This window comes from Rhizobium aureum (genome assembly GCF_030182495.1).
GTDB lineage: Bacteria > Pseudomonadota > Alphaproteobacteria > Rhizobiales > Rhizobiaceae > Rhizobium > Rhizobium tropici_C.
The window spans coordinates 260,570-286,438 of sequence record NZ_JAQJCI010000004.1; the positions used below are offsets into that span (position 1 = coordinate 260,570).

General features: G+C 59.6%; 26 protein-coding genes, 1 tRNA gene and 1 pseudogene. 18 read left to right on the forward strand and 10 right to left on the reverse strand.

Annotated features, from left to right (window positions below):
• Positions 1-57 precede the first annotated feature (57 nt).
• The 9 genes from PH552_RS12575 to PH552_RS12615 all read left to right on the forward strand — a co-directional run bounded on the left by PH552_RS12575 (position 58) and on the right by PH552_RS12615 (position 8,316).
• Positions 58-855, forward strand: a complete 798-nt coding sequence (locus tag PH552_RS12575) for a segregation and condensation protein A (protein WP_113249950.1) — start codon at positions 58-60, stop codon at positions 853-855.
• 37 nt (positions 856-892) lie between these two features.
• The gene (scpB, locus tag PH552_RS12580; protein WP_112341072.1) at positions 893-1,585 is read left to right on the forward strand and encodes an SMC-Scp complex subunit ScpB; all 693 of its coding nucleotides are present in this window, start codon (positions 893-895) and stop codon (positions 1,583-1,585) included.
• Positions 1,586-1,830: 245 nt separating this feature from the next.
• On the forward strand, positions 1,831-2,031 hold the full coding sequence (locus tag PH552_RS12585; protein WP_113249863.1) for a twin-arginine translocase TatA/TatE family subunit: 201 nt from the start codon (positions 1,831-1,833) through the stop codon (positions 2,029-2,031).
• Between the two features lie 55 nt (positions 2,032-2,086).
• Positions 2,087-2,797: a Sec-independent protein translocase protein TatB gene (gene tatB, locus PH552_RS12590; RefSeq protein ID WP_113249864.1), complete on the forward strand. Its 711-nt coding sequence runs from the start codon at positions 2,087-2,089 to the stop codon at positions 2,795-2,797.
• Entirely contained in the window at positions 2,794-3,621 is an 828-nt protein-coding gene (tatC, locus tag PH552_RS12595; protein WP_112340953.1) for a twin-arginine translocase subunit TatC, read from the forward strand. Before tatB ends, tatC begins: the two co-directional genes overlap by 4 nt.
• A 100-nt stretch (positions 3,622-3,721) precedes the next feature.
• Entirely contained in the window at positions 3,722-5,005 is a 1,284-nt protein-coding gene (gene serS, locus PH552_RS12600) for a serine--tRNA ligase (RefSeq protein ID WP_113249865.1), read from the forward strand.
• A gap of 15 nt (positions 5,006-5,020) precedes the next feature.
• Complete coding sequence (gene surE, locus PH552_RS12605) at positions 5,021-5,785, forward strand: 5'/3'-nucleotidase SurE (protein ID WP_113249866.1); 765 nt, start codon at positions 5,021-5,023, stop codon at positions 5,783-5,785.
• Between the two features lie 4 nt (positions 5,786-5,789).
• Positions 5,790-6,443, forward strand: a complete 654-nt coding sequence (locus tag PH552_RS12610) for a protein-L-isoaspartate(D-aspartate) O-methyltransferase (protein WP_112340950.1) — start codon at positions 5,790-5,792, stop codon at positions 6,441-6,443.
• A 169-nt stretch (positions 6,444-6,612) separates the two neighbouring features.
• Positions 6,613-8,316 carry a LysM peptidoglycan-binding domain-containing M23 family metallopeptidase gene (locus PH552_RS12615; RefSeq protein ID WP_183763483.1) on the forward strand — a complete coding sequence of 568 codons (1,704 nt, stop codon included), beginning with the start codon at positions 6,613-6,615 and terminating at the stop codon, positions 8,314-8,316.
• 78 nt (positions 8,317-8,394) lie between these two features.
• Here the strand turns inward: PH552_RS12615 and PH552_RS12620 are convergent, their stop codons facing one another.
• Positions 8,395-9,270, reverse strand: a complete 876-nt coding sequence (locus tag PH552_RS12620) for an ATP-binding protein (protein ID WP_210278891.1) — start codon at positions 9,268-9,270, stop codon at positions 8,395-8,397.
• A gap of 201 nt (positions 9,271-9,471) precedes the next feature.
• On the opposite strand from PH552_RS12620, the gene yajC reads away from it, so the two are divergent.
• The 5 genes from yajC to PH552_RS12645 all read left to right on the forward strand — a co-directional run bounded on the left by yajC (position 9,472) and on the right by PH552_RS12645 (position 14,326).
• Positions 9,472-9,819, forward strand: coding sequence for a preprotein translocase subunit YajC (yajC, locus tag PH552_RS12625; protein ID WP_047634659.1), 348 nt, complete (start codon positions 9,472-9,474; stop codon positions 9,817-9,819).
• A gap of 157 nt (positions 9,820-9,976) precedes the next feature.
• The gene (secDF, locus tag PH552_RS12630) at positions 9,977-12,520 is read left to right on the forward strand and encodes a protein translocase subunit SecDF (RefSeq protein ID WP_285166064.1); all 2,544 of its coding nucleotides are present in this window, start codon (positions 9,977-9,979) and stop codon (positions 12,518-12,520) included.
• 4 nt (positions 12,521-12,524) lie between these two features.
• Entirely contained in the window at positions 12,525-12,911 is a 387-nt protein-coding gene (locus PH552_RS12635; protein WP_069611981.1) for an Mth938-like domain-containing protein, read from the forward strand.
• Positions 12,912-12,926: 15 nt separating this feature from the next.
• Entirely contained in the window at positions 12,927-13,787 is an 861-nt protein-coding gene (locus PH552_RS12640) for a phytoene/squalene synthase family protein (RefSeq protein WP_113249869.1), read from the forward strand.
• 77 nt (positions 13,788-13,864) lie between these two features.
• The gene (locus PH552_RS12645) at positions 13,865-14,326 is read left to right on the forward strand and encodes a hypothetical protein (RefSeq protein ID WP_112340945.1); all 462 of its coding nucleotides are present in this window, start codon (positions 13,865-13,867) and stop codon (positions 14,324-14,326) included.
• 33 nt (positions 14,327-14,359) lie between these two features.
• On the opposite strand, the gene trmFO is transcribed toward PH552_RS12645, so the two are convergent.
• The 4 genes from trmFO to PH552_RS12665 form a co-directional block, all read right to left on the reverse strand.
• A complete protein-coding gene (trmFO, locus tag PH552_RS12650; protein ID WP_113249871.1) occupies positions 14,360-15,796 on the reverse strand; it encodes a methylenetetrahydrofolate--tRNA-(uracil(54)-C(5))-methyltransferase (FADH(2)-oxidizing) TrmFO in 1,437 nt (478 codons plus the stop codon).
• Positions 15,797-15,909: 113 nt separating this feature from the next.
• Positions 15,910-16,446, reverse strand: a complete 537-nt coding sequence (locus PH552_RS12655; protein ID WP_246698563.1) for a VOC family protein — start codon at positions 16,444-16,446, stop codon at positions 15,910-15,912.
• A gap of 100 nt (positions 16,447-16,546) precedes the next feature.
• Positions 16,547-16,690 (reverse strand): DUF1127 domain-containing protein, encoded by a 144-nt coding sequence (locus PH552_RS12660; protein WP_069611985.1) that lies wholly within the window; start codon positions 16,688-16,690, stop codon positions 16,547-16,549.
• Positions 16,691-16,994: 304 nt separating this feature from the next.
• On the reverse strand, positions 16,995-17,141 hold the full coding sequence (locus PH552_RS12665) for a DUF1127 domain-containing protein (protein WP_081615319.1): 147 nt from the start codon (positions 17,139-17,141) through the stop codon (positions 16,995-16,997).
• Between the two features lie 839 nt (positions 17,142-17,980).
• Between PH552_RS12665 and PH552_RS12670 the strand changes: the two genes are divergently transcribed.
• The 4 genes from PH552_RS12670 (at position 17,981) to tig (ending at position 21,727) form a co-directional block, all read left to right on the forward strand.
• Complete coding sequence (locus PH552_RS12670; RefSeq protein ID WP_113249874.1) at positions 17,981-19,120, forward strand: DUF2157 domain-containing protein; 1,140 nt, start codon at positions 17,981-17,983, stop codon at positions 19,118-19,120.
• Positions 19,117-19,731 (forward strand): GDYXXLXY domain-containing protein, encoded by a 615-nt coding sequence (locus PH552_RS12675; protein WP_113249875.1) that lies wholly within the window; start codon positions 19,117-19,119, stop codon positions 19,729-19,731. Before PH552_RS12670 ends, PH552_RS12675 begins: the two co-directional genes overlap by 4 nt.
• Positions 19,732-19,875: 144 nt before the next feature.
• Positions 19,876-19,960: transfer RNA gene (locus PH552_RS12680), tRNA-Leu, on the forward strand.
• A 279-nt stretch (positions 19,961-20,239) separates the two neighbouring features.
• On the forward strand, positions 20,240-21,727 hold the full coding sequence (gene tig, locus PH552_RS12685; protein ID WP_113249952.1) for a trigger factor: 1,488 nt from the start codon (positions 20,240-20,242) through the stop codon (positions 21,725-21,727).
• 143 nt (positions 21,728-21,870) lie between these two features.
• On the opposite strand, the gene PH552_RS12690 is transcribed toward tig, so the two are convergent.
• From PH552_RS12690 to PH552_RS12710, 5 genes and pseudogenes are all read right to left on the reverse strand, one after another.
• On the reverse strand, positions 21,871-22,680 hold the full coding sequence (locus PH552_RS12690; protein WP_113249876.1) for a phytanoyl-CoA dioxygenase family protein: 810 nt from the start codon (positions 22,678-22,680) through the stop codon (positions 21,871-21,873).
• A 220-nt stretch (positions 22,681-22,900) separates the two neighbouring features.
• Positions 22,901-24,307, reverse strand: coding sequence for a Si-specific NAD(P)(+) transhydrogenase (gene sthA, locus PH552_RS12695; RefSeq protein ID WP_113249877.1), 1,407 nt, complete (start codon positions 24,305-24,307; stop codon positions 22,901-22,903).
• A gap of 109 nt (positions 24,308-24,416) precedes the next feature.
• On the reverse strand, positions 24,417-25,013 hold the full coding sequence (locus PH552_RS12700; RefSeq protein ID WP_113249878.1) for a dual specificity protein phosphatase family protein: 597 nt from the start codon (positions 25,011-25,013) through the stop codon (positions 24,417-24,419).
• A 262-nt stretch (positions 25,014-25,275) separates the two neighbouring features.
• Positions 25,276-25,440, reverse strand: a pseudogene (locus tag PH552_RS12705) (JAB domain-containing protein); the annotation flags it as partial.
• 182 nt (positions 25,441-25,622) lie between these two features.
• Positions 25,623-25,862, reverse strand: a complete 240-nt coding sequence (locus tag PH552_RS12710) for a helix-turn-helix domain-containing protein (RefSeq protein WP_113249953.1) — start codon at positions 25,860-25,862, stop codon at positions 25,623-25,625.
• Positions 25,863-25,869: the final 7 nt, after the last annotated feature.

Consider the following 25,869-nt stretch of genomic DNA (forward strand, 5'->3'; position numbering starts at 1 on the left):
CGGACGGGTGACAGAGTGAGCGGCAGCACGGACAAGCTTCAGCAGGCGGCAACGCCGATGGACAAGCTCTGGCAGGAGGGCGAGGCGCAGCGCGGCTCGCACGAGCCGTCGCTTGTCGTCGATCTTGCCGGCTTCGAAGGACCGCTCGATCTGCTGCTGCATCTGGCGCGCATCCAGAAGGTCGATCTGTCCCGCATCTCCGTTCTGGCGCTTGCTGAGCAATATCTTCAGTTCATCGAAAGCGCCCGGCGCATTCGAATCGAACTCGCGGCCGATTATCTCGTCATGGCCGCATGGCTCGCCTATCTGAAATCCAAGCTGCTGATCCCGCAGCAGAGCAAGGAAGACGGCCCGACCGGCGAGGAGATGGCGGCGACGCTCGCCTTCCGCTTGAAGCGCCTGGAGGCCATGCGCGATGCGGCCACCGACCTCGTCAATCGCAATCGTCTCGGCCGGGATATCTTTGCGCGCGGCGCACCGGAACATATTCCCGATCGACGTCAATCCGCCTTCGACGCCAGCCTCTATGATCTGCTCACCGCCTATGCGAGCCTGCGTCAGCGCCAGGCCGTGACCCAGGTGACGATCGAGAAGCGCCGTGTCTGGTCGCTCGCCGATGCTCGCGTCATTCTCGATCGCATGATCGGCGAGATCACCGATTGGACAGCATTGGAACATTACCTGCTGAGCTATATGACGACCGCCAGCGATCGCGTAACAGCCATCGCCAGCGCATTTGCGGCTTCGCTCGAACTGGTGCGCGAGGGGCAGCTGGAAATTCGCCAGGAAGGCGCGTTTCAGCCGCTCTATATGCGGCGCGGGCCGAAGCATTCGTCGCTGGAAGCAGCGGAATAGGGCAGGGACAGGCGTGAACGAACCGGACGACGAGCATATGGAAGCGGAGGCGGAAACGCTTGAGATCGACGAGCGCCGGTTGAGCGAGGCCGAGCGGATCGCCGAAGCGCTGGTTTTCGCCTCGGCGCAACCGGTTTCCGAGGCCTTCATCGCCGAGCGCGTGGCGCGCGGCGTCGATATTGCCGCCGTCATGCAGAAGCTCAAGGCCGATTATGCCTCGCGCGGCGTCAATCTCGTGCAGGTGGATGGAGCCTGGGCCTTCCGCACCGCCGCGGATCTCTCCTTCGTGATCCGGCGTGACGAGAGCGAGGTGCGAAAATTGTCCCGCGCCGCGCTCGAAGTGCTGGCCATCATTGCCTATCACCAGCCGGTGACGCGTGCGGAGATCGAAGACATCAGAGGCGTGCAGACCTCCAAGGGCACACTTGACGTGCTGATGGAGTCCGGCTGGGTTCGCTTTCGCGGCCGCCGCCGCACGCCGGGGCGGCCGGTCACGCTTGGCACGACGCGCGATTTCCTCGATCACTTCGGCCTCGAAGAGCTGCGCGACCTGCCTGGCCTCGAAGAGTTGAAGGGGGCAGGGCTACTATCCGGCCGCATTCCCGCCAATTTCAACATCCCGTCGCCCTTGATGAACGACGAGCTGACCGAAGACGAGGATCCGATTACCCAGATGGATCTGGAAGAGCTTGGCATCCTGCCGCCGACTGGCGCAAATTCCAGCGATTGAGCCGTTTGGTGACCGTTGGAACGGGTTGCTGCGCTCTCCGTAAATTTTCACGAAACCACCGGCAAAGTCTCTCTTTCGCCATCAGCGGATGCGAATATACAAATCATCCTCTCGACTTGGAGACGCTTGATCGCCCGCATGGGCGTTCATCATCCCGATATGCGTGGATGCAGTAAATTTTGGTGTTTGAAAAACATCCGCAAACGTCTTACATCGGAAAGACACTGTAATTGGGAGTTAAAGTAATGGGTTCTCTAAGCATATGGCACTGGCTCATCGTCCTGGCCATCGCGCTTTTGTTGTTCGGCCGTGGAAAGATCCCGGAGCTGATGGGTGATGTCGCCAAGGGCATCAAAAGCTTCAAGAAGGGCATGAACGACGACGAGGATACGTCGACGCAGACGACGTCCCGCACTGTCGAGCATAAGGCTGACGAAACGAAGTAATCATGTCGGGCGGGCGCCAAGCTGAGAGGCTTGCCGTTGGCCCAGGAGCCTTTGCATGTTCGATATAGGCTGGTCCGAGCTCGTGATTATTGCCGTCGTAGCCTTGGTGGTGATCGGCCCCAAGGAATTGCCGGCGACCTTGCGGACAATTGGCAAGATGACGGCCCGGGCAAGGAAGGTCGCTGGCGAATTCCGCGCCCAGTTTGACGAGGCCATGCGCGAAGCGGAGCTGGACGACGTGCGCCAGACGATCGCCGATGCGCAGAAGCTCAATCCGGTCAACACGTTGCGGGAAGCCATGAACCCGCTGCGCGAGATGGGCAATGAGATAAAGGCCGATCTGCAGCGCGCGACCAGCACTGACAAGGTTGCACCCGCTGCAACGCCCTTGCCATCCGAGCCGGTTCCGGGCGTTTCGTCCGGCTTGCCGGAGGCGCTCTCGGCCACATCGGCGCGGGGCGATCCTGCCCCACTTGTCGCGCCCGCTGCCCAGCCATCCGCTGCCGCGAGCGAAGCGGCGGCAAGTGCAGCCGTCGAAAAGCCGAAGGCCGTTCGCAAGCCGCGCCCGAAGCCGGTCGCCAAGGTCGACGATGTTGCGGCCGCCGCCGTCCAGACGCCCGTCGTAACGGAAAAGCCGAAACGAGCCGCAAGCAAAGTCGCGACCGCCGCTGCCGCAGAGAAGGCGCCTCCCGCTCCCAGGAAGCGCCCGACCGCTACCGCCAGCAAGGCGACGCCTAAAACGCCCAAGAAGAAGGACCAGGCATGACGGGTGATATCGATGATAAGCCGCAGCCGCTTATCGAACACCTTATGGAATTGCGCACGCGGCTCATCTGGTCGATCGTAGCCTTCTTCATTGCCTTCATCGGATGCTTTGCCGTGGCAAAGCATCTCTTCAACTATCTGGTCTATCCCTATAAATGGGCGGTCGAATGGGCGCATCTAGACCTCTCCAAGGCCGAGCTGATCTACACGGCCCCGCAGGAATTCTTCTTCACGCAGGTGAAGGTCGCCATGTTCGGCGCCCTGGTGATTTCATTTCCGATCATCGCCGCGCAAATCTACAAGTTCGTGGCGCCGGGTCTCTATAAGAACGAGCGTTCCGCCTTCTTGCCATTCCTGATCGCGTCGCCGATCCTGTTCCTGATGGGTGCCGCGCTCGTCTACTTCTTCTTCACGCCCATGGTCATGTGGTTCTTCCTGAAGATGCAGCAGGCGCCAGCCGATGGTCAGGTCGGCATCGCGCTGTTGCCGAAGGTCTCGGAATATCTGAGCCTCATCATGACGCTGGTCTTTTCCTTCGGCCTCGTCTTCCAGCTTCCAGTCATCACGACGCTGCTTGCGCGCGTCGGCCTGCTGACGTCGACTTGGCTGGCGGAAAAGCGCAAATTCGCGATCGTTTTCGCTTTCATCGTTGCCGCTGTGCTGACGCCGCCGGATCCGATGTCCCAGATCGGCCTTGCACTGCCGACGATCCTTCTCTACGAGATTTCCATCTACGCGGCGCGACTCGTGGAACGCCAGCGTACCCGGCAAGCGCTTGAAGAGACTGGCGGGACTTCCGAGATCACCAAGACGGATAACGTCTAGGCGAGGAAGTCTTCGCTTCGTTTCCCAGGTATTTGCCGTTTCGACCTCCGACCGAGACCTCGGTCGGAGCTGTACTCATGTCAAACGACCTGGAACGAAGATGCTTGATATCAGATGGATTCGTGAGAATGCCGAGGCTTTCGATGCGGCGCTTGCCAAGCGCGGTGTGGAGCCTCTGTCGCAAAGCCTCATTGCGCTCGACGAGAAGCGCCGCTCCGTCATTCAGTCCGTCCAGGATATGCAGTCCCGCCGTAACGCCGCCTCCAAGGAAATCGGCGCGGCTATGGCGCAGAAGAACAGCGAGCTTGCCGAGAAGCTGAAGGCCGAAGTCGCTGACATCAAGACCACGCTCCCGGCTGCGGAAGAGGAAGAGCGCGCGCTGACGGCGGAGCTCAACGACGCGCTGTCGCGCATCCCGAACATCCCGCTCGAGGACGTGCCCGTCGGCAAGGATGAACACGACAACGTCGTCAAGCGCGTCTGGGGCGCCAAGCCGACCTGGAACCATGAGCCGAAAGAGCATTTCGATATTGGCGAAACGCTGGGCTACATGGATTTCGAGCGTGCCGCCAAGCTTTCCGGTTCGCGCTTCACGGTGCTGACCTCGCAGCTCGCACGCCTGGAACGGGCGCTTGGCCAGTTCATGCTCGATCTGCACACCAGCGAGCACGGCTATACCGAAGTCAGTGCGCCGCTGATGGTGCGTGACGAGGCAATGTTCGGAACAGGTCAGCTGCCGAAATTCGCAGAGGATTCCTTCAAGACCACGGACGGCCGCTGGCTGATACCGACGGCAGAGGTATCGCTGACCAATCTCGTTTCTGGTGAAATTCTCGATCAGGAGAAGCTGCCGCTGCGCTTCACCGCACTCACGCCGTCCTTCCGTTCGGAAGCAGGCTCCGCCGGTCGCGATACGCGCGGCATGCTGCGCCAGCATCAGTTCTGGAAGTGCGAGCTGGTGTCGATCACCGATGCCGAAAGCTCCATTGCCGAACACGAACGGATGACGGCCTGCGCGGAAGAAGTGCTGAAGCGCCTCGGCCTACATTATCGCGTCATGACGCTCTCGACCGGCGACATGGGCTTCGGCGCGCGCAAGACTTATGACCTCGAAGTCTGGCTGCCGGGGCAGGATACCTATCGCGAGATTTCGTCCTGCTCGGTCTGCGGCGATTTCCAGGCGCGGCGCATGAGTGCACGCTATCGCGGCAAGGACGACAAGAACACCAAGTTCGTTCACACGCTGAACGGCTCCGGCACGGCAGTCGGCCGGTGTCTGATTGCCGTTCTCGAGAATTATCTCAATGCCGATGGTTCCGTCACTGTTCCGGACGCACTGCTGCCATATATGGGTGGTGTGAAGAGGATCGAAAAAGCAGCATGATCGAGCGGTGGGGCGATGCGTATTCTTCTGACCAACGATGACGGCATTCATGCCGAAGGATTGGCTGCGTTGGAGCGCATCGCCCGCACCTTGTCTGATGATGTCTGGGTTGTCGCGCCCGAGACGGATCAGAGCGGTCTCGCACATTCGCTGAGCCTTTCCGAGCCGCTGCGCATGCGCAAGGTTTCCGACAAGCACTTTGCGCTCCGGGGAACGCCGACCGATTGCGTCATCATGGCCATCCGCCAGGTTATGGACGGCAAGCCGGATCTGGTGCTTTCGGGCGTCAATTCCGGCTCGAATGTCGCCGACGACGTGACCTATTCCGGAACCATAGCCGGCGCGATCGAAGGTACGCTGCAAGGTGTGCGCTCCTTTGCGCTGAGCCAGGCCTATCTCTATGAAAACGGCGCGCGCGTCGTGCCCTGGGACGTGGCCGAGGCGCATGCACCGGCCCTGCTCGGCAAGCTCATGGATGTCGACCTGCCCGAAGGTACCTTTCTCAATCTCAATTTTCCGAATTGTCGTCCCGGCGAGGTCGATGGGACGGAAGTGACGGCGCAGGGCAATCTCGCTTTCAACGTGCAGGTGGAGGAGCGGGCTGACGGTCGCGGCTTCCCTTATTATTGGCTTCGCTTCGGCGAACGCAGTGGTATCTTCCGTCCGGGAACCGATATTCAGGCGTTGAAACAAAATCGTATTTCGGTAACGCCTTTGAAACTCGATCTGACGGATTATTCGGCGCAGGACCGCGTGGCGCGGGCGCTCGGTATGGAGTAGCGGATTGACACCTCGTTTGGTGGAAAAGGAAGGCTTTGCGGCCGTGGTTCTGCGGCTGCGGGCGGAAGGCATATTGGATATCGATCTGATGACGGCGGTCGAGCAGACGCCGCGCCTGCCTTTCGTGCCGCCGCAATTTACCGATGATGCCTATTCCAGCCGCACGATCCCGATCGATTGTGGTTCCTTCATGGAGGGCATCGATCTGGTCGTGCGCATTCTTCACAGTCTGAAGATCAAGCCGGGACACCGTGTTCTCGAAATCGGGACGGGGAGCGGTTTCACCGCTGCGGTCATGGGGCGAATCGTCGAGCGTGTCCTGACGATCGACCGCTACAAGACGCTGACCACCTCGGCGCAGCAGCGCATGGATACGCTCGGGCTGCGCAATGTCGTCATCCGCCAGGCAGATGGCAGCGCCGGCCTGCCGGGCGAGGGCACCTTCGACCGCATTCTGGTCACCGCCGCATTTCCGACCATGCCGCGCTTTTATGCCGAGCAGCTGGTATCGGGTGGATCGATGATCGCGCCGCTGATGGTATCGGACGATGTCTGCCGGTTGGTGCGGCTGACAAAGACGGGCAGCCGCTTCGAGCGTGAAGAGCTGTTCGATGTTCCCTATCAGCCGATCGTGCCGATGCTCGCCTCTTATCTTTGAGGCTCAATTCGGGATAATGCCTGTGAAACATGGCGTCTCGGCGCCGTTTCATCTTCTATGGTTAGCAATTCCTCAAAAAAACACATGCCGCACCAGTGCTTTAACCGCATGGTAAGATTAACGCGCTTTAATCGACCCATAATCGGTTGCGTCTCAAGTGGGTCGAGTCATGGGTTTCAGTCTTTCTTCGAATTTCGGTAAATCGGCAGGGAAAGTCCTGGTGGCCATTCTTCTGGCGAGCACCGCGACGGCTTGTAGCTCAGACACGACCCGGTTCAGCGGGCTCTTCAACAAGACGGACAATGTGACGACCGGTTCGATCAACCGGCGCGGCTTGAATGGTCCGAATGGCGATCCGGTGCCGCGCGCCGATGTCGCGCAGGCCGGCGGTTACGGTCAGCAGGATTATTCGCAGCAGAGTGCACCGGTGTCGCAACCCTATCCGAATTCGCCGGCTCGCTATAACCCGTCCTACTCCAGCGCTCGTGCATCAACTGCACCTGTCGCAATTCAGCGCACCGAACTTGCTCCTCCCAGCGCTTCCGCCAGTGCCGCTCGTCCCCGCGGTGGTTCGCGCGCCGAAACCGAGGCGCTTGCTCAGCCGTTCCCGGCATCGCGCAGCAATAACGGCTCGCGCGCGGCGCCGGCTCTCGCACCCGATGCGATGTCGACCGGCACGATCAAGACGGCGGCGACACCTGAGATGTCTCCCGGCTGGACGACGGTCAACGCGCCAAGCGTAACGCTGCGCCAGGGCGAAAACATCGCGCTTCTGTCGCGCCGCTACGGCGTTCCGGAAAAGGAAATCCTGCGCGCCAACGGCCTGCGTAACGGCGCCGGTGCTCAGCCGGGTCAGCAGATCATCATCCCGACGATGAATGGCGCCGGTGCCTCAAGTCCAGCGAAGATGGCGTCTGAAGCAACGGACCTTTCCAAGGGCGGCAAGATGCCGGCCCCGGTCAAGGCGCCGCAGCAGGAAGCCCTCGCGCTGCCTTCCGGCAATCAGATGCGCGGCAAATCCCAGGCGGGTCTCGCCGATCCTAACAAGCTTGCAGCCGGCAACGGCAAGGGTCCGACGCCGAAAGGCGCTGGCACTTACGTCGTCAAGCCGGGCGATTCGCTTGCTCGCATCGCCAAGGAGAGCGGGGTTACCGTCGCCGAGTTGAAGCGCGCGAATAACATGCAGGCCGGCGACGGCATCCGCATCGGCCAGGCGCTGGCATTGCCGCACGGCGCCGTTGCCGCCGCGGACCCGGTCAAGACCGCTTCCATCGAGCCGCAGAAGGTTTCGGCCAAGCCCACCGCTACGCCGGTTGCAGAGCCGAAGCAGGCGGCCGCCGAACCGATCGCAAAGCAGGCTCCGAAGGTTGTCGCTCATGCGGATACCACAAGCGATGCATCTGCCAAGCCGAAGGAAGTTGCCTCCGCTTCTCCGAGCCAATCCATCAATGATGCCGCCAAATCGGATGCGCAGGCCGATGCGCCGGAAGCAACCGGCATCGGCAAGTACCGCTGGCCGGTTCGCGGTGCCGTGGTTGCCGGCTATGGCTCCAACGTCAACGGCAGCCGCAACGATGGTATCGACATCTCCGTTCCCGAGGGCACGCCGGTCAAGGCTGCTGAAAACGGTGTCGTTATCTATGCCGGCAACGGCTTGAAGGAGCTCGGCAACACGGTTCTCGTCCGTCACGACGACGGCACCGTTACGGTCTACGGCCATGCCGATGCGCTCAACGTAACCCGCGGCCAGAAGGTTCAGCGCGGCCAGACGCTGGCAACGTCCGGTATGAGCGGCAATGTCAGCCAGCCGCAGCTGCACTTCGAAGTCCGCAAGAATTCGGCTCCGGTCAACCCAATGACGTTCCTTGAATAGGTAGTGCGTCTCAAGGACTCTGCAAAAAGCCCGGTCAATGCCGGGCTTTTTGTCGTTCAGGGCCTTATTGGTCGAAGATCAATCCCGTTCCAGCACGATGCGCTGCCGTCCGGCGAGATCCTGGATATATTGCCAGGCGACACGACCGGAGCGGGCGCCACGGGTCGTCGCCCATTCGAGTGCCTCGTGATGCATTTGTGCACGATCGAGCTCTAGCTTGAAGTGATCGGCATAGGCATCGATCATCTGCAGATAATCTTCCTGGCTGCATTTGTGGAAGCCGAGCCAAAGGCCGAAGCGGTCGGAGAGCGAAACCTTCTCTTCCACGGCTTCCGAAGGATTGATGGCTGTCGACTGTTCGTTTTCCATCATATGACGTGGCAGCAGGTGGCGCCGATTGGAGGTCGCATAGAACAGCACATTGTCCGGCCGGCCCTCGACGCCGCCATCCAGCGCCGCCTTCAGCGACTTATAGGCCGTATCGTCGTGATCGAAGGAGAGATCATCACAGAAGATGATGATGCGGTGCGGAACGGCTTTCAGGATATCAAGCAGCACCGGCAGCGAGGAAATGTCTTCGCGATGGACTTCGATCAATTTCAGCGAAACGCCGGTCGTCCGACGTACGTCTTCATGCACGGACTTGACGAGAGACGATTTGCCCATACCGCGCGCGCCCCAGAGCAGGACGTTGTTGGCGGCGAAACCTTCGGCAAAGCGAAGCGTGTTTTCATGCAGAATGTCGCGCACATGATCGACGCCTCGAATGAGGGTCAGCGCCACACGGTTCGGTCGTGGCACCGGCTGCAGATGAAGCCGGGCGGGGGCCCAGACGAAACAATCGGCGGCGTTCCAGTCATTGATGGCCGGAGCCGGCCCGGCAAGGCGTTCAAGCGCATCGGCAAGGCGGCGGACTTCGGCAAGGATCAGGGCATTTTGGTCTTCAGTCACCATTTCCTCCTGAATATTGAACAAGAAAGTCGTAGAATGCGCGCTGTCTTGCCGGGTATCATGCTCCTTCGGGGGCTGAAAGGCTAACAGACCGGGAAAACGGTACGGTTGACGGCTGTTTTTGTTGCATTCGTCATGCGCGTAACTATATTCCGGCCACCTGACGCGGGGCCTGTTCCCGCTCGGAGTTCAAGGGAGTTCTCGATGTTTATCACCAACGCATATGCGCAGAGCGCGACAGATTCGGCCGCGAGTGCCTTCGGCGGTTCCGGCTTTGAAATGATCATCCTGTTTGTGCCGCTGATGGTCGTTTGGTATTTCCTTCTTATTCGTCCGCAGCGTGCTCAGGCGAAGAAGCGTGACGAGATCCTGAAGAACATCCGTCGCGGCGATCAGATCGTCACCAGCGGCATCGTTGGTAAGGTCACCAAGGTCATCGACGAGAAGGAACTGGAAGTCGAGATCGCCGAAGGCGTGCGCATCCGCGTCGTCCGCAGCGCCATTTCCGAAGTTCGCGTCAAGGGTGAGCCGGTCAAGGCAGACGCCGCTTAAAGCCTTGGGCTGAGAGCAGCGCCCGTCGCCGCTCGGGATCCTCGAAATTCGGGATCGACTTTCCTGAGGGATTGTGCACAATTTCAATATGTTACTGCGCCCGTTCATTTTCTTTTGAAGATGGGGCGCGGTAGGGAAGCCCTAAATCGAGAGAGCGATGCTGCACGTCTCCTGGTGGAAGACCGCCCTGATCTGGTTCGTCGTTCTCTTGAGCGTGCTTCTGGCCGCTCCCAATTTATTCGGTGAGCGCGCGCTTTCGTCCCTCCCGGCATGGTGGGCGCATCGAAAGATCGAGCTAGGTCTCGATCTGCGCGGTGGATCGCATCTGCTGCTGAAGATCGAACGGAGTGACGTCGAAAAGGATCGTCTGGAAAGTATAGTCAGCGATATCTCGACGCGCTTGCGCACCGTCAATGTCGCTTATTCGGGCCTGACAGGCACTGGCCGCAAGATCCAGCTTCGAATCAACGATTCCGCACAGGTTCAGGCTGCTTTGACGGCGTTGCGACCGTTGACTGCCGGACCGGACAAACCGTCCGTGGTTCTGTCCCAGGGGGATAACGGTGCGCTGACGCTCGATATCACCGATGCCGACATCAATAGCCATGTGTCAGCGGCGATCGCACGCGCGATCAAGGTCATCCACGCCCGCATCGCCCAGCTCGGCGTGGGAGAGCCGCTGATCCGCCGACAGGGATCCGATCGTATCATCGTTCAGGTGCCCGATCTCGCCGATGCGCAGCGGCTGAAGAACCTTCTCGGCCAGCCCGCCAAACTTAGCTTCCGCCTGATCGATCAGTCGATGTCGGTCCAGGACGCCATGGACAAACAGCCGCCGGCCGGGTCCGACGTGCTGTTTTCCGAAGATGATCCCCCGGTCGGCTATCTCGTACAAAGACAACCTCTGCTCTCGAACGTCGATTTTTCCGACGCGGTCTCCGTTACCGACGACCAGACCGGCGAGGGAACGGTTTCCGTCAAGCTGACGCCGGAGGCCGCCCACCGCTTTGCACAATCGACGGCCAGCAATCTCGGCAGGATCATCGTCGTCGTGCTTGACGATCAGGTCATCTCCGCTGCATCCCTGAAGACCGTCATCGCAACAGGCGAGATCGACGTTCCCGGAGACTTCACGGTCCAGGGTGCGCAGGACCTGGCCGTCATGATCAAGAGCGGACCGCTGCCGGCAACGCTGACGACGGTCGAGGAACGGACCATTCAGCCGGGCCTCGGCGGCGAAACGGCGCGTTACGGCCTGATTGCCTGCATCGCCGCCGCAGTCTTCGTGGCCGCCTTGATGATCGGCTTCTATCGCCTGCTCGGCATCATCGCGACCATCTCGCTCATCATCAACATGATCATGGTGGCAGCGCTCATGGGTGTGCTCGGCATCACGCTGACGCTGCCGGGCGTGGCTGCGATCGTCTTGATCATCGGTATCGGCCTCGATGCGCTGGTACTGATCTATGAGCGCGTGCGTGAAGAGGAAAAGAAAACTCATCTTCTCGTCGATGCACTGCGCCACGGTTTCAACCGGGCAGCCGCGACCGTGGCCGACGCCAATCTGACCGTGCTCATCGTCGCAGCCATTCTCTTCTATGCAAGCACCGGCGCGGTTCGCGGCTTTGCCGCCACTCTCATGGTCGGCGTCTTCACCACCTTCTTCACCTCCTGCTTCGTTACGCGGTCGCTGGGGAATATGTGGATATCGCGCCGCAAGCCGCGCACGTTGCTGGTCGGCGTGCGAAGCGGCGTTTTCGACAACGCCAACATCCGGTTCATGGGCATCCGCCGTTACACTTTCACGGTAACGGCGGCTCTGTCGGTCATCACACTTGTCGCCTTCGCGACGGTCGGCATGCATCTCGGCATCGATTTCGCCGGCGGATCGATCATCGAGGTCCGCGCCAAACAGGGTGTTGCCGATGCGGTGGATATTCAATCGCGCCTTGAGGCCGTCGTTCCGGGCGATGTGCGCGTCGAGCGGCTTGCCGATCGCCTCGGCGCCGTGATTCGCGTCCATGCACAGGAGGGCGGTGAAAATGCCGAACAATCCGCCGTATCCCTCGTGCGGGACGAATTGGGCAAGGACTATAATTTCTCACGCGTAGAGGTCGTCGGTCCCGCCGTATCGGGTGAAATCACGACGACGGCCTCCCTTGCCGTACTGGCGGCTCTCGTTGCAATTCTCGTCTACATTTGGCTGCGTTTCGAATGGCAGTTTGCGGTCGGCGCGATCATTGCGACGCTGCACGACGTCATTCTGACGCTCGGCCTCTTCGTGCTGACGGGCATGGAATTCAACATGACCGGTATTGCCGCGATTTTGACCATCGTCGGCTACTCGCTGAACGACACGGTTGTCGTCTACGACCGCATGCGTGAAAATCTGAAGCGCTATTCCCAGATGCCGCTGCCGATTCTGATCGACGCCTCCATCAATCAGACACTATCTCGTACCATTCTGACATCGGCGACGACGCTTCTGGCGCTCTTCGCTCTCTACATCTTCGGCGGCGAAGTGATCCGTGCCTTCACCTTCGTCCTGCTTTTCGGCGTCGCTGTCGGCACTTTCTCGTCGATTTATATTGCGGCGCCCGTGCTGATCCTGTTCAAGCTGCGTCCGGACAAGTTCCAGACCGGCGGCGAGAGCAATGGACCCGCGGCCGGCAACATCCAGTCAGGCAAACCAGCGGTGTGATACAGTGGCTAAAGGAATAGAAATCCGTAACGCGCATTTCCCGGGGCGCGCACCGATCGACGCTTACGGCAATGGCGGCTTCCGCTTCGCCGACATGTCGCATCGCGGCTCGCTGCTGTGTCTGCCCTCGGGCATCTACGGATGGGACATGCTGCAGGGCGATGCGCTGACGCCGGATCGCTTCCAGAAGGTTCTCGATGAGGCTGCCGAGATCGAAGTGCTGCTCGTCGGCACCGGCATGGAGCTGCGACCGCTTCCCGCCGAGCTGAAGGCCGCCCTGCGTGGAAAGCAGATTTCGTCCGACCCGATGAGCACGGGAGCGGCGGTGCGCACATTCAACATCATGCTGTCCGAATCGCGTGCCGTGGCTGCGGCGCTGATCGCCGTCTGACCTTCGGATCCACGTATGACGATAACAGCTGCGCCCCGTAGCAACCGGGACATCTGCCTCGCAACGCTTCGCGACACCGATCGCGATCGTTATCTTGCCTGCCTGCTGGCACCGGAAGAGAAGCGCCCGGCACTTGCCGCGCTCTATGCCTTCAATGCCGAGCTGGCGCGCGTGCGCGATCTTGTGCATGAGCCGCTGCCCGGTGAAGTGCGTATGCAATACTGGCGCGATCTTCTTGAAGGGCAGGCCCATGGCTCGAGCGAGGCCAATCCGCTGGCGTCCGAGCTTCTGACCGCGATCGAAGAATACCGTTTGCCGCGCCAGACGCTGATCGACATGATCGACGCGCGCATCTTCGATCTCTACGATGACCCCATGGAGAGCCGCAGCAGCCTCGAAGGCTATGCCGGCGAGACGGCTTCGGCCCTGATTCAGCTGGCAAGCCTGGTCTTGTCCGCCGATGAGGCGAAGCGTTCTGCGGACGCCGCAGGCCACGCCGGTGTCGCACAGGCGGTTGCCGGACTGCTGCTGTTGATGCCCCTCCATCGCCATCGCGGCCAGCTTTACCTGCCGCTTGAGATTCTGACGGCGACGGGTCTCGACCGCGATTCCTTCCTTGCCGGCGAGGATATTCAGCGCATTTCAGCGGCCATCGAAGCATTTGCCGGTCTGGGCCGGGAGCACCTCGCCAAGGCGAGGGCGGCAGGGGCCATATCGCAGGCGGTATTCCCGGCCTTTCTGCCCGTCACGCTGGCCGAGCCGGTCTTGAAGCAGGCTCAGAAGCTCGGCGCTGGTCTCTTCGATCGATCCCTTGCATTGCCGCAATGGCGCCGGCAGCTGCGCATGGCGATGGCGTCGATTACAAAGAAAATCTAAAATACGACAAGCTCGCGCAAGTCTCGGCCTGTATGGAGAGTGCCGGCACTTGAATTTGCATTTCCGGGGGAGCTGCCATGGGTATTATCGTCTGGTGCATATTGTTCGCGATCGTCATCTTCATTGCCTATTACGCGACGCGTATGGCATCGCAAAACAAGGAAGACGGCCTGCACGATACCGGCCTCGCCATTCTGGAGTTCGGCCGCGCCTTTCCAACCGAGGCGATCCGCCAGTTGCAGACGACGGCCGACGGACAGGCGGTTTTCGTACGGCTGCATGACGACAAAGCGGGCTTTATGCGCAATGTGCGCAATCACTTCAGCGTCCATTTGATCGAGCCCGGTCGGGCGCATGCCAAGATCTCGGCAACCGGTCGCGGCTTGACCGTCGATTTTCTGGATGCGCCCCACCACAACGGCACGTTCGAATTCAAGACGCCTGCCGAAGCCGCGGAAGTGTCGCTCTGGCTGCTCGGCAACTATGTTGCCGGTGAGGACGCCAAGCTGCAGGATCAGGCGTCGCCGGCTAAGGCTTGAAAATCCCGAAAGCTCGGCCTCAAGCTCAGATGGTCAGGCGCTCTCCGCGAGAACCGGCGCCTGCACGCCGAGCCATTTCGCGCAGTCGGCAAGCGCACGCTTGGCGATAAGCTGACGCTTCATGATGGTTTTGTCCTTGCCGCGGAAGCGCTTGACGCCTTCCGGCTTGACGATCGATCCGGGTTGCAGCTCCGGGAAGAGCCCGAAATTGATGTTCATCGGCTGGAAGGAGCGCTTGCCCGGCTCCTCGTCCGAAACGATATGGCCGCCGGTGATGTGGTTCAGTAGCGAGCCGAGCGCCGTGGTGGACGGCGGCAGCGAGGGTACTTCGCCCTTGCGCTCGGCAGCGGCGAAGCGGCCGGCGAGCAGGCCGATGCTGGCGCTTTCGACATAGCCTTCACAGCCGGTGATCTGACCGGCAAAGCGCAGGCCCGGGCGCGACTTCAAGACCAGGGAGCGATCGAGCAGGGTCGGCGAGTTGATGTAGGTATTGCGGTGCAGACCGCCGAGGCGCGCGAATTCTGCATTCTCAAGGCCGGGGATCAGCCGGAAGATCTCTGCCTGCGCGCCGTATTTCAGCTTCGTCTGGAAGCCGACCATGTTGTAGAGCGTGCCGAGCGCATTGTCCTGACGCAGCTGCACGACGGCATAGGCCTTGACGGTGGGATTATGGGTATTGGTGAGCCCCATCGGCTTCATCGGCCCGTGGCGCAGCGTCTCGCGCCCGCGTTCCGCCATGACCTCGATCGGCAGGCAGCCGTCGAAATAGGGTGTGCCTTCCCATTCCTTGAAACCGACGGCATCGCCGGCGATCAGGGCATCGACGAAGGTATTGTACTGGGCTTCGTCCATCGGGCAGTTGATATAATCCTTGCCGGTGCCACCGGGGCCGACCTTGTCGTAGCGCGACTGATACCAGCAGATGTCCATATTGATGCTGTCGCGATAGACGATCGGTGCGATGGCGTCGAAGAAGGCGAGCGCATCGGCACCGGTTTCGGCCTGGATGGCGTTCGCAAGGCCGGGCGCCGTCAGCGGGCCCGTGGCGATGATTGCCTGGTCCCATTCCCTCGGAGGCAGGCCCTGGATTTCCTCGCGGACGACGGTGATCAGTGGATGATTTGCGATCGCCTGCGTTACCGCTGCTGAAAAGCCATCGCGGTCGACGGCAAGCGCACCGCCGGCCGGCACCTGGTGCTTGTCCGCACATGCCATGATGAGAGAGCCCGCCATGCGCATTTCCGCATGGATGACGCCGACGGCATTGCTGGTGGCATCGTCGGAGCGGAACGAGTTGGAGCACACCAACTCGGCAAGATCGTTCGTCTTGTGTGCTTCGGTGCCGCGCACGCCGCGCATTTCATGCAGGATGACGGGTACGCCGGCATTAGCGATCTGCCATGCGGCTTCCGAGCCGGCGAGCCCGCCGCCGATGACGTGGATGGGGGAGTGGGGATTGGTCTGTGTCATGCGCGCGTCATTATCACGAGCGGGGCGGCGATCCAATCGCTTTGCTAAAGCATGCCGCGCAAAACTGCGCCGCGGTCTTACGGCAATTTAATCTCGGGTCCTGCCGAGGGGCACTACGTATCGAAAGGCCTCGAGGGCGGCTCTGCAAGAGTGATGCGATTTCCGTCAGGATCCGCAAGATGGGCGATCTTTCCGTAGTCGCCTTCCGATTCACCTGTGAGCTTCATGCCAAAGTCTTCGAGCGATTTGCGGGCCTGATCCATTTTCGGCACGACAATGGTTAGTCTGCCGAACCCCGCATTCTCCTTGTCATGGAAGATTTGAATGTTCGCGCCTGCGACATCGCGCCATTGGATCAACCCATCCATGGGGCGATCGTCAGGCCCCCGGTCGAAAAGTTGGGTATAGAACGTCTCTGCCCTAGCCATGCTTGCCGTCGCGAGCGCGGCGTAAATTCCTTGGATCTGCATTCTTACGCCTCCTTGCCAAAAGGTCTCCACCTGTAAATGAGAAAAGACGCGGTTCCGTTCCCAAATCGCGCGTGACGGCGGCAGCGGCGATGTCCGCTTGTGGCGCATAAGTTGCTGCGGTGCTCTATGGCTGGTGGCATTGATATCCGGCGCCAGTGGGGAGGGCTCGCTGCTGATCACTGAAGCTCTACGAGTCGATTAAATCGAACGGTGCTTAGTCGCTGGAATCAAAAACGGCGCCGAAAGGCGCCGTCTTGAAGCAGTCTGCAATTCCCAACGATTAACGGAAGGAACGTGCAGCGATGTTGCGGATCTCGTAGCGGCTGACGCCGATGTCCGAAAGGGTCTGGCTGGAGAGGTTGCCAAGTTCGTTCAGGGTACGGCGGTAGCTGATCCAGTTCTTTGCAATGCGAATCGGGTTCATGATCTTATCCTCGGTATCTTGGTTGCGAGCGGTACGATTACCGTCTCAGCGCTTGCACTCTATATAGGCGCGAGGAGGTCGGTTGTGCAGTGCAAAGAAAAGGCGTCTGCTATGCATTTGTGCAATATGACGCCCAAAAAGCAGTCGATGCTCAAAATTTGTGTGCTTTGCAGATAAGGAATAGCTCGCGGCGGATCGGTTATGCTGCGCTTGCTCAGTCGATGGGCAAAAAAGAACGCCCGCCGCGGAGGTCCGCAACGGGCGTTGAGAAGGCTTTCGCTGTTGGGCGAAGCCTATCCGGCGATCAACGGCCGGTGGCTTCGCGGGCAACGCGATGGATGTCGGCGCGGTCGATGCCGAGGTCGTGCAGTTCACGAGCGCTCATGCGGCCGAGTTCGTTGACGGTCTGACGATACTTGCGCCAGTTGTTGAAAGAGCGGGTCAGGTTCATTTTAAGTCCCTTTCGAGGATCTGTGATCGAGCGGTTCCGCGATTGGTTCCGTCGTCGATCTAATGGATTTAAATATATGCTGCGCCGCGAAAACTAAAAGAGCGAATGCTTCATGTCACCTATGCATAACATGCAAGCCTTGTGGGTAATCTGCCTAAGATGATGGCTGCTTTATGTGCATATCGCGGCCGAATGAAGAGCTACTTCAGAGGCTCGCTTCGAGGGAATGCCGGCTTTCGCTGGCGCTTCCATTTGTTGCCCGCATTCGACCATGTTTTGGCCAGCCATGCCGTATCGGGAGGGCTGCATGAGCTGTCTTCCGCCCACGAATCGTCACTCGACTGTTTGCGCATCAGGTTCCGGCATTTGCCAGTCCTTCCGGCACCAGAGGCATATGAGCCGATTTGAGATGAGAAAAATAACGCCCACCGCGGGAGGAGGATGCGGTGGGCGTCATTTGAGGTGATTGACGACTGGGAGGAGGAGTGTCGTCAATCTATCGGAGCGCACTGGGAGGAGGAGTGTGCGGCTCCGAATTCCGTGTCGGGATGCAAATCCCTAGGCTTTTCCGACCAGAGCTGGCCCGGCGCGCCATCGCCGTGTCTTGTTGCCCTAGTAATAGTATGACTTTTTAATTTTGTGCAGCGCAATAATTTCATGGGAGGTATGCCGAATGCGCATGTCTTGCACCGGTATCTGAATACCTGACCATATCATGCAAGGTCAGCGCTTAATTCTGTATTAATGTGAGACATATTTGTGCGGAAGGCGCCGGCGGCATAGATGGCTGAATTGTGGTATTTCTCCTATGCAAGGGGAGTCGCAGCTAGGGAGCCGGGATGTACAGAGGCAGGCTGGAACGGGATCTGAAAATCTGGATCGAAAAAGGTCTTGTCGATGCAGGTGCTGCAGAGGCGGTGCTGCGTGAATATGACGGTCGCCAAACGAGCTTCAGTGCGGGGCGGGTGCTGGCAATCATCGCCGCGGTGCTTCTTGGCCTGGCGATACTGCTTTTTATTTCCGCCAATTGGGAGGCGATTCCGAGGATCGCGCGCCTCGTAGGGCTCGTCGCGATGATATGGGCTTTCTATCTCGGCGCGGCGCATCTTCTTACTCTTGGTCGTTCGATTGTCGCATCGGGACTTTTGATCCTGGGGACGCTAAGTTTTGGCGGCGCCATGGCGCTTGTCGGCCAGATGTACAATCTGTCCGGTGACGAACTGACGATGATGCTCGTCTGGTTCGCTGCGGCCTGCATCGTGGCGGCGCTGTTTCGTTTAAGCGCGCAGGTCGTGCTGGCCGGTTTTCTCGCTTGGGCATTCTGCGGCGTCTATCTATGGGATCATTTCGATCAGTGGCATGGCATCATGCCTTGGATGCCGCCTCTGATGGGCGTCATCCTGATTGCGCTCGTTCGCTATGTCGACGCACCGGGTGCGCGGCATCTCGCCTACCTCATGATGGTGGGATGGTTCACCTGGCTTTTCGCCCGGCATGAGAGCCTGAACACGGCGATCCTCTTTGCCGGGCTCGGGATGGCGGCCTTTCTTCTCGTCAGCATTCCCGTGTCGCCGTTGATGTCGCTTGTGCGGACGGCTGGAGCGGCCCCGGCCTTCTATACTTTTCTGATCGCCTCGATCGGCTTCTTCCTCGTCCATGCCGAGATCGGCACTGGATCCTTCGAAAACAACGTCTGGGTGGAAGACAAGCTGCCGCTCATCTTCGTCGCCGCGGCGACGCTGGCGAGTTCGGTGATCGCCATCGCCCTTGCCGGTCGTGACAATGGTGCGGTGCGCTATCTCGCCTATTTCGTCTTTGCCTGCGAGATCCTCTATCTTGCCGGCGAGACGATCGGCTCCATCATCGGTACAGCCGGCTTCTTCCTTGCGGCTGGTATATTCGTGGCCATTGCCGCCTGGCTGGTCATCCAGCTGGAACGGCGTTTTTCCGATAATGGCAGGCAGGGGACGCGGGCATGACCGATATTGCCGAGAAGAGCCCGACCATTGGCTCCCGCCGCCTGTGGATTGCCGCTATCGTCGTTGCGGCTCTGCAGACCGCCGTGCTGGGCTATATGGTCGGCGAGCGGGCCTGGGGTCTGCGGAGCGGTGTCGAGATTCTCTTGAAGACGGCGCCGGTCGATCCGCGCGATCTTCTGCGCGGCGATTACGTGACCTTGAACTACGACATCTCACGGGTTCCGTTCTCGACGATGGTCGAAGGACCACCGAAAATGAGCCGAAACGCCGCTACATTGTCCGTTCGCCTGAAGAAGCAGGACGACGGTTACTGGGGTATCGTCGAATCATCCTTCGGAGCACTCGATGCGAAACCCGATACGGTCGTGCTCAAGAGCCTGCCCGTCGACTATGTTTTCCATGGCGATGCGACCGATCCCTCGCAGGCGGTGATCGGGGTCACCTATGGCATCGAGCGCTACTATGTGCCCGAGGGGCAGGGGCACGATATCGAGAGCGCTCGCAATGACAATCGGGTCGCCATCGCGGCGCGCGTGTCTTCCGATGGCGTTGCCCATATCAGAAGCCTGCTTCTCGACGGCAAATCCGTCTACGAGGAGCCGCTTTACTGACGATATCTGCCGCAAGATGCCGATAAGCTTTCGGCCTCGTCGCGGAACCGTCATTTTTCCTTTGCGTGGTTTGAAACGGGTGATATAGAGACGCCGCGCTCCGGAAGCCCCCATGGGCAGGCATCGCCATGCGGTTTTGGGAACGCGGGTATGGTGAAATTGGTAGACACGCCAGATTTAGGTTCTGGTGCCGCAAGGCGTGGGAGTTCAAGTCTCTCTACCCGCACCAACACTGTCTTGTGGACGGGGGGAGGCTCGCGAAGCCTGTCTTCCGATATGCCGCAGGACGCGCATCTTGCCCAAAGCATCCCGCTTTCGATGAGGAAAGGGGATAAGATGTTTTGGCTCGTGACGGGATAGAGCTGCCTTTTGCGCGTTCATTTGAAGGCGCGGCGCTCTGGCAAGATGAAAGAGAATTGCATCCAAGCCACGCTCGGGATTTTCCGGCGTCGTGCTCATCGAAACGAACGGCAGGCTGGGCACGGCCGCCATGAATGAAGGTAGGACAATGCAGGTTATCGAAACGCTCGCTGAAGGGCTGAAGCGCGAAATCAAGGTGGTCATCCCGGCCAAGGACATGGAAGTGCGCATGAACGAGCGCCTGGCCGAGGTCAAGGACAAGGTCCGCATCAATGGCTTCCGTCCGGGCAAGGTGCCGGTCTCGCACCTGAAGAAGGTCTACGGCAAGTCGATCATGGCCGATCTGGTGAACGAAATCGTTCGCGACCAGCCGCCGGCGATCCTGACCGAGCGCGGCGAAAAGTCGGCAACCCAGCCGGAAGTCGCCATGACCGAAGACAAGGACGAGGCAGAAAAGATCCTCTCCGCTCAGGCCGATTTCGAATTCACGCTCTCCTACGAAGTGATCCCGGCAATCGAGCTGAAGCCGGTCAACGGCATCAAGGTGACCCGCGAAGTCGCTGAAATCAGCGAAGACGAAGTGACCGAGCAGATCCTCAAGATCGCCGAAAGCGCCCGCAGCTACGAGACCAAGAAGGGCAAGGCCGCCAATGGCGACCGCGTCACCATCGACTATCTCGGCAAGGTCGACGGCGTTGCCTTCGACGGCGGCAAGGATGAAGATTCGCAGCTCGTCCTCGGCTCCAACCGCTTCATCCCGGGCTTCGAAGAACAGCTCGTCGGCGTCAAGGCTGGCGATGAGAAGGTTATCACCGTAACCTTCCCGGCCGACTATCCGGCCAAGAACCTCGCCGGCAAGGAAGCCACCTTCGACATCAACGTCAAGGAAGTTGCAGCTCCCGGCGAAATCGAAATCAACGACGAACTCGCCTCCAAGCTCGGCCTGGAATCGGCTGACCGCCTGAAGGAAATCGTTCGTGGCCAGATCGAAAGCCAGTACGGCTCGGTGACCCGCCAGAAGGTCAAGCGCCAGATCCTCGACCAGCTGGACGAAATGTACCAGTTCGACACCCCGCAGAAGCTCGTCGACGCTGAATTCGCTAGCATCTGGCGCCAGATCGAAACCGATCTCAGCGAATCCGGCAAGACTTTCGAAGACGAAGACACTACCGAAGAGAAGGCTCGCGAAGAATACCGCAAGCTCGCCGAGCGCCGCGTTCGCCTCGGCCTCGTTCTCTCCGAAATCGGCGAGAAGGCCGGCGTCGAAGTCAGCGAAGACGAACTGCAGCGCGCACTTTACGCACAGCTCCAGCAGTTCCCGGGCCAGGAAAAGGAAATCCTGGAATTCTTCCGCAACACGCCCGGCGCTTCCGCCAACCTGCGCGCGCCGATCTTCGAAGAAAAGGTCATCGACCACCTGCTGACCGAGGTCAACGTCACGGACAAGACCGTCTCCAAGGAAGCGTTGTTGGCCGACGACGAAGCCGAAGATAAGCCGGCTGCCAAGAAGGCCTCTCCGAAGAAGAAGGCTGCCAAGGCTGAAGCAACCGAAGCTGCCGCCGAAGGCGAAGAAGCTGCTGCCCCGAAGAAGAAGGCTCCTCCGAAGAAGAAGGCTGCTGAAGACAGCGCCGAATAATCGGTCTTTCTTCTGGACTGACATTGAGCCCTGCCGGAAACGGCGGGGTTTTTTGTTGTGTCGCCATAATGCGCCCTCTCCCCGCAAGCGGAGAGAGGGCTGGGGTGAGGGGCTCCAGGCTATCAGCAATCAGTTCGGCGCGATTATTCCTTACCCAAGGCGCGGCGAATGGCTGTCTCGACCGGGCTATAAGCATTATCCGCTCGCTCCAGCCGATAGGGCTCAGCAAGGCCGATCGAAGGCTGCGCCATGAATCGTGGCGTGGCGCCTCGATGCTTCTGGGCGGCGTGGATCAGGAAGGGATGGCAGATGTAGACCGTACCAGCCTTTCCCGTTGCCAGTGCTTGAGGGCGGTCGGCTCCCATCTGCTCGAGCATCATATGAGAACGCCCGTGCTCTCCGGCAGGCTCGAGATAGCGCGCCATATCCATGTGAGAGCCGACGCGGATGCGGGTCGGCGCATCGTCTTCGCCGACATCGGAAAACAGGAATAGCGTAAGCAGAGCGCACCCTCGCGAGGTGACATTCACGCGCCAGGCCGAGAAGTCCGTTTTCTCGTTCGGATCGCCGTCGTCACCCGGAAAGCTGAGGTCGACATGCCAGCCGGCGTCGCCGGGATCGTCCGGATGCGGGAAACGCACGGGGAAGGTGCCAAGCCCATCTCTTGGAAGCCATCGCCCGTGCCCGACCAGTTGATCGAAAGCAGCGTGCAAAATGGCCATGTTGGCGATGGTGCGGAATGGCTCGCCACCATAGCCCGGCAACCGGACGACCGGAAATCTCCAACTTGCCGGATCGTGCTCACTGCAGGGAATATCGCGCCACATGATGGCGCGGGCTTCTGCAGCCTGTTCCTGTGAAAACGCATCATCAATGCGTATAAAACCATGTTCAATGAAATCGTTCACCTGCGCGTCGGAAAGCGCAGCCGGATACTGTTTTTCGGATGGCATGAAATCTCTCTCAATCATCGCCGTCTTCACCCTTCTTGTGCGGGCATCACGGCTGTTTCGGCAAAGACCTGCCGCGGCCTTGCGGCCGTTGAGGCGGTCTCGTCTTCATTTGGCTGAAAGCCTAGGGATCAGCGGCTTATGAAGAAGACCGAAGCGATGTTGAGAATGCTCATCATGCCGACAGAGTAGTGAGCTCCGCCGGCATGTCAATATTGACCTATTAGAGTTCCGACTTGATATCGCCCATGCGGTTCCAGGCGTCGAGCCCGGCGATCTTGTAGGCTTCGGCGAGCGTCGGATAGTTGAAGGTGTTCTCGACGAAATATTCGACAGTGCCCTTGAGGTTCAGCACCGCCTGGCCGATATGCACGAGCTCGGTCGCGCCTTCGCCGACGATGTGGACGCCGAGGAGGCGGCGGGTCTTCAGCGAGAAGATCATCTTCAAGAGGCCCGTGTCGAGGCCCATGATATGACCGCGCGAGGTCTCGCGGAAGCGCGCGATGCCGCATTCATAGGGGATGTGCCGCTCCTTGACCTCTTCCTCCGAGAGGCCGCAGGTGGAAATCTCAGGCACGGCATAGATGCCGTAAGGGAAGTATTTCGGCGGCTCCTTGGCGATGGCGCCGACGGCAACGCGGGCGGCGATGCGGCCCTGTTCCATCGAGGTGGAGGCGAGGCTCGGGAAGCCGACGACATCGCCGGCGGCAAAGATATGCGGGACTTTCGTGGCAAAGGTCTCCGGATTGACGCTCAGGCGGCCGCGCGCGTCGGCTTCGAGGCCGGCAGCAGGGAGATTAAGGGTATCGGTCGCGCCCATGCGGCCGGCGGCAAACAGCACCATGTCGGTGGTGATGCGACGACCGTTGTCGAGCGTCAGCTCCACCTTGCCGCTCGGCAGGCGCTCGACTTTCTCAGCCTTCTGGCCGAGCAGCAGCTTCATGTTGCGATCGCGCAGCTGGTAGGTGAAATCCTCGACGATTTCCTTGTCGATGAAATCGAGCATGGTCGATTTCGGATCGATCAGCGTCACCTGCGTGTCGAGTGCGCTGAAGATCGTCGCATATTCGATGCCGATGACGCCGGCGCCGATGACGACCATTGATCGTGGCAATTCCTCGATATCGAGCAGCTCGTCGCTGTCCAGGACGATCTTGCCGTCGAAGGTCATGTAATCCGGACGGAACGGTTTGGTGCCGACAGCGAGCAGAATGCTTGTCGCTGTGACATTGATGACTTCGCCGTCGTCCTTGACGACCTGCATGGTCTGCGGATCGATGAAGCTTGCCTTGCCGCGCATATGCTGCACGCGATTGCGGGCGAACTGATGCTCGAGCACCTCGACTTCGTGGTCGAGCGTGATCAGCAGGCGGCGGCGCAGGTCCTCCGCGCTGATTTCCTGCTTGACGCGGTAAGCCCGGCCATAGAAGCCGCGCTCGCGCCAGCCGGAAAGGTTGAGCGCGGTTTCGCGCAGCGTCTTGGAGGGAATGGTGCCGGTGTGGACCGAGACGCCGCCGACGCGTTTGCCTTGCTCGATGACGAGCACCCTCTTGCCGAGTTTGGCGGCCTGGATAGCGCCTCTGCGGCCTGCAGGGCCGCTACCCACGACTAGGAGATCGAATTGGTCCATCGGGAAGCCTCGGATGACTGGATAGGGAATCAATGTCGCAACGCAACATGCACTCCGTCAACCGGTAGCTGCTCAATGTTACAGATTATCTAACGGGAAGAGCCCATACTCAGGATGCGGAAAAGCCGAGCCAGGGTTCCAGCTTCTCAAATGTCCGATCCATGGCGTAGGCGCGGGTAAAGGAAAATGAAAGATGGCCATAGAAGATCGACATCTGGTTTTCTGCCGTCGACTCATTCGTCTTGGCAATGGCGGCGAGATAGAGCGCCGAAGCTAGCCCTGTGCGGTCCGCTCCCGCCTGGCAATGAATGAGAAGTGGTTTCGGCGCGTCCCGCATGATTTCGATAAGCTGTGCGGCTTGCTGCTGCGTCAGCTCATGAGCGGACGACATGTGGAAATCGATGTGGTTGATGTTGAGCTGCTTGGCCTCGGCGACTTCCTTGTCATACCAGCCATGACCGCTATTGTCGCCGCGCAGGTTGATAATGGTCTTGATGCCATATTGCTTTTGAAGCTCCGCAATCGTGGCGGCCGATGGCTGAGAGGAGCGATAGAGTTCGCCGGCGATGACCGGGTGAAAGTTCGTCGTCCAGAGCATATGAGCGTAGAAACCGACTGCCACCGCCGTGAAGGCTCCCAAGGCGACAAGCGCGCCGCGGCCAACACGAAGGAGGCGATGGGAAAGCATTGGCGATGTCTTCGGCATGCGATCTCCGTGCGGGCCAAACGCGCAAGCAGATTGGCCAAATCAAAACAACGACTTCCGCCAGCGGATTCGCCGACTGGAATGCGGCGATCCTTCTGCCAGATCATCCTGACGCTGAACTGAAAAACCAAAATGGAGATCGCTATGAACGATTCTCGGTTTTTTGAGGGGATGGGAATACGTTTTAATTCTATAAAATGATATTATATCAATATGATAAGATATGGTCTTAACTAGTTAAATCAACGCGTCTGCGGCAATTTCAGATCAAATGCAGTGCTCTGAAGCTGACATGACCGTTCTTGCCAATGATAACATGGTCGTGAACGGTAATGCCTAATGGTTTGGCGGTGTCGATAATCGTCTTGGTCATGTCGATATCGGCGCGCGACGGTGTCGGGTCGCCTGAGGGATGATTGTGCATCAACCTATTCAATCAGAAAAAGTCTTGTTTTCAAGTATGTTGCCATATCATCGAGATGAGATGGTGCCGGTATCTGGTATCTGTAACGTGTGCCAAATCATAGTAATGTGGTACAATCCGGGCAATACTTCAAGAGCCCAGATTTGCATGCTGTCGCACGAATTCCGCACGGTCAAGCTCCGCCGTTATCCAAAGGACGAGATTTTATGAAGCGCGTCGAACGCATCGAAGTCCAAGATTCTGGATAGCTCTAGGAATTCGATAACATCCACTCTACGTTGCCCGCTCTCAAGCCGAGCAACGAACGACTGATATTCTCCAAGCCTTTTAGCAAGTTCGGTCTGTGTCAGGCCTGCGGCCTCCCGTTTCGCAATCAACAGAGCAATCAGCGCTTTGTGTCGTTCGCTGCCTAGGGTCTTCGCCACCTGTGCC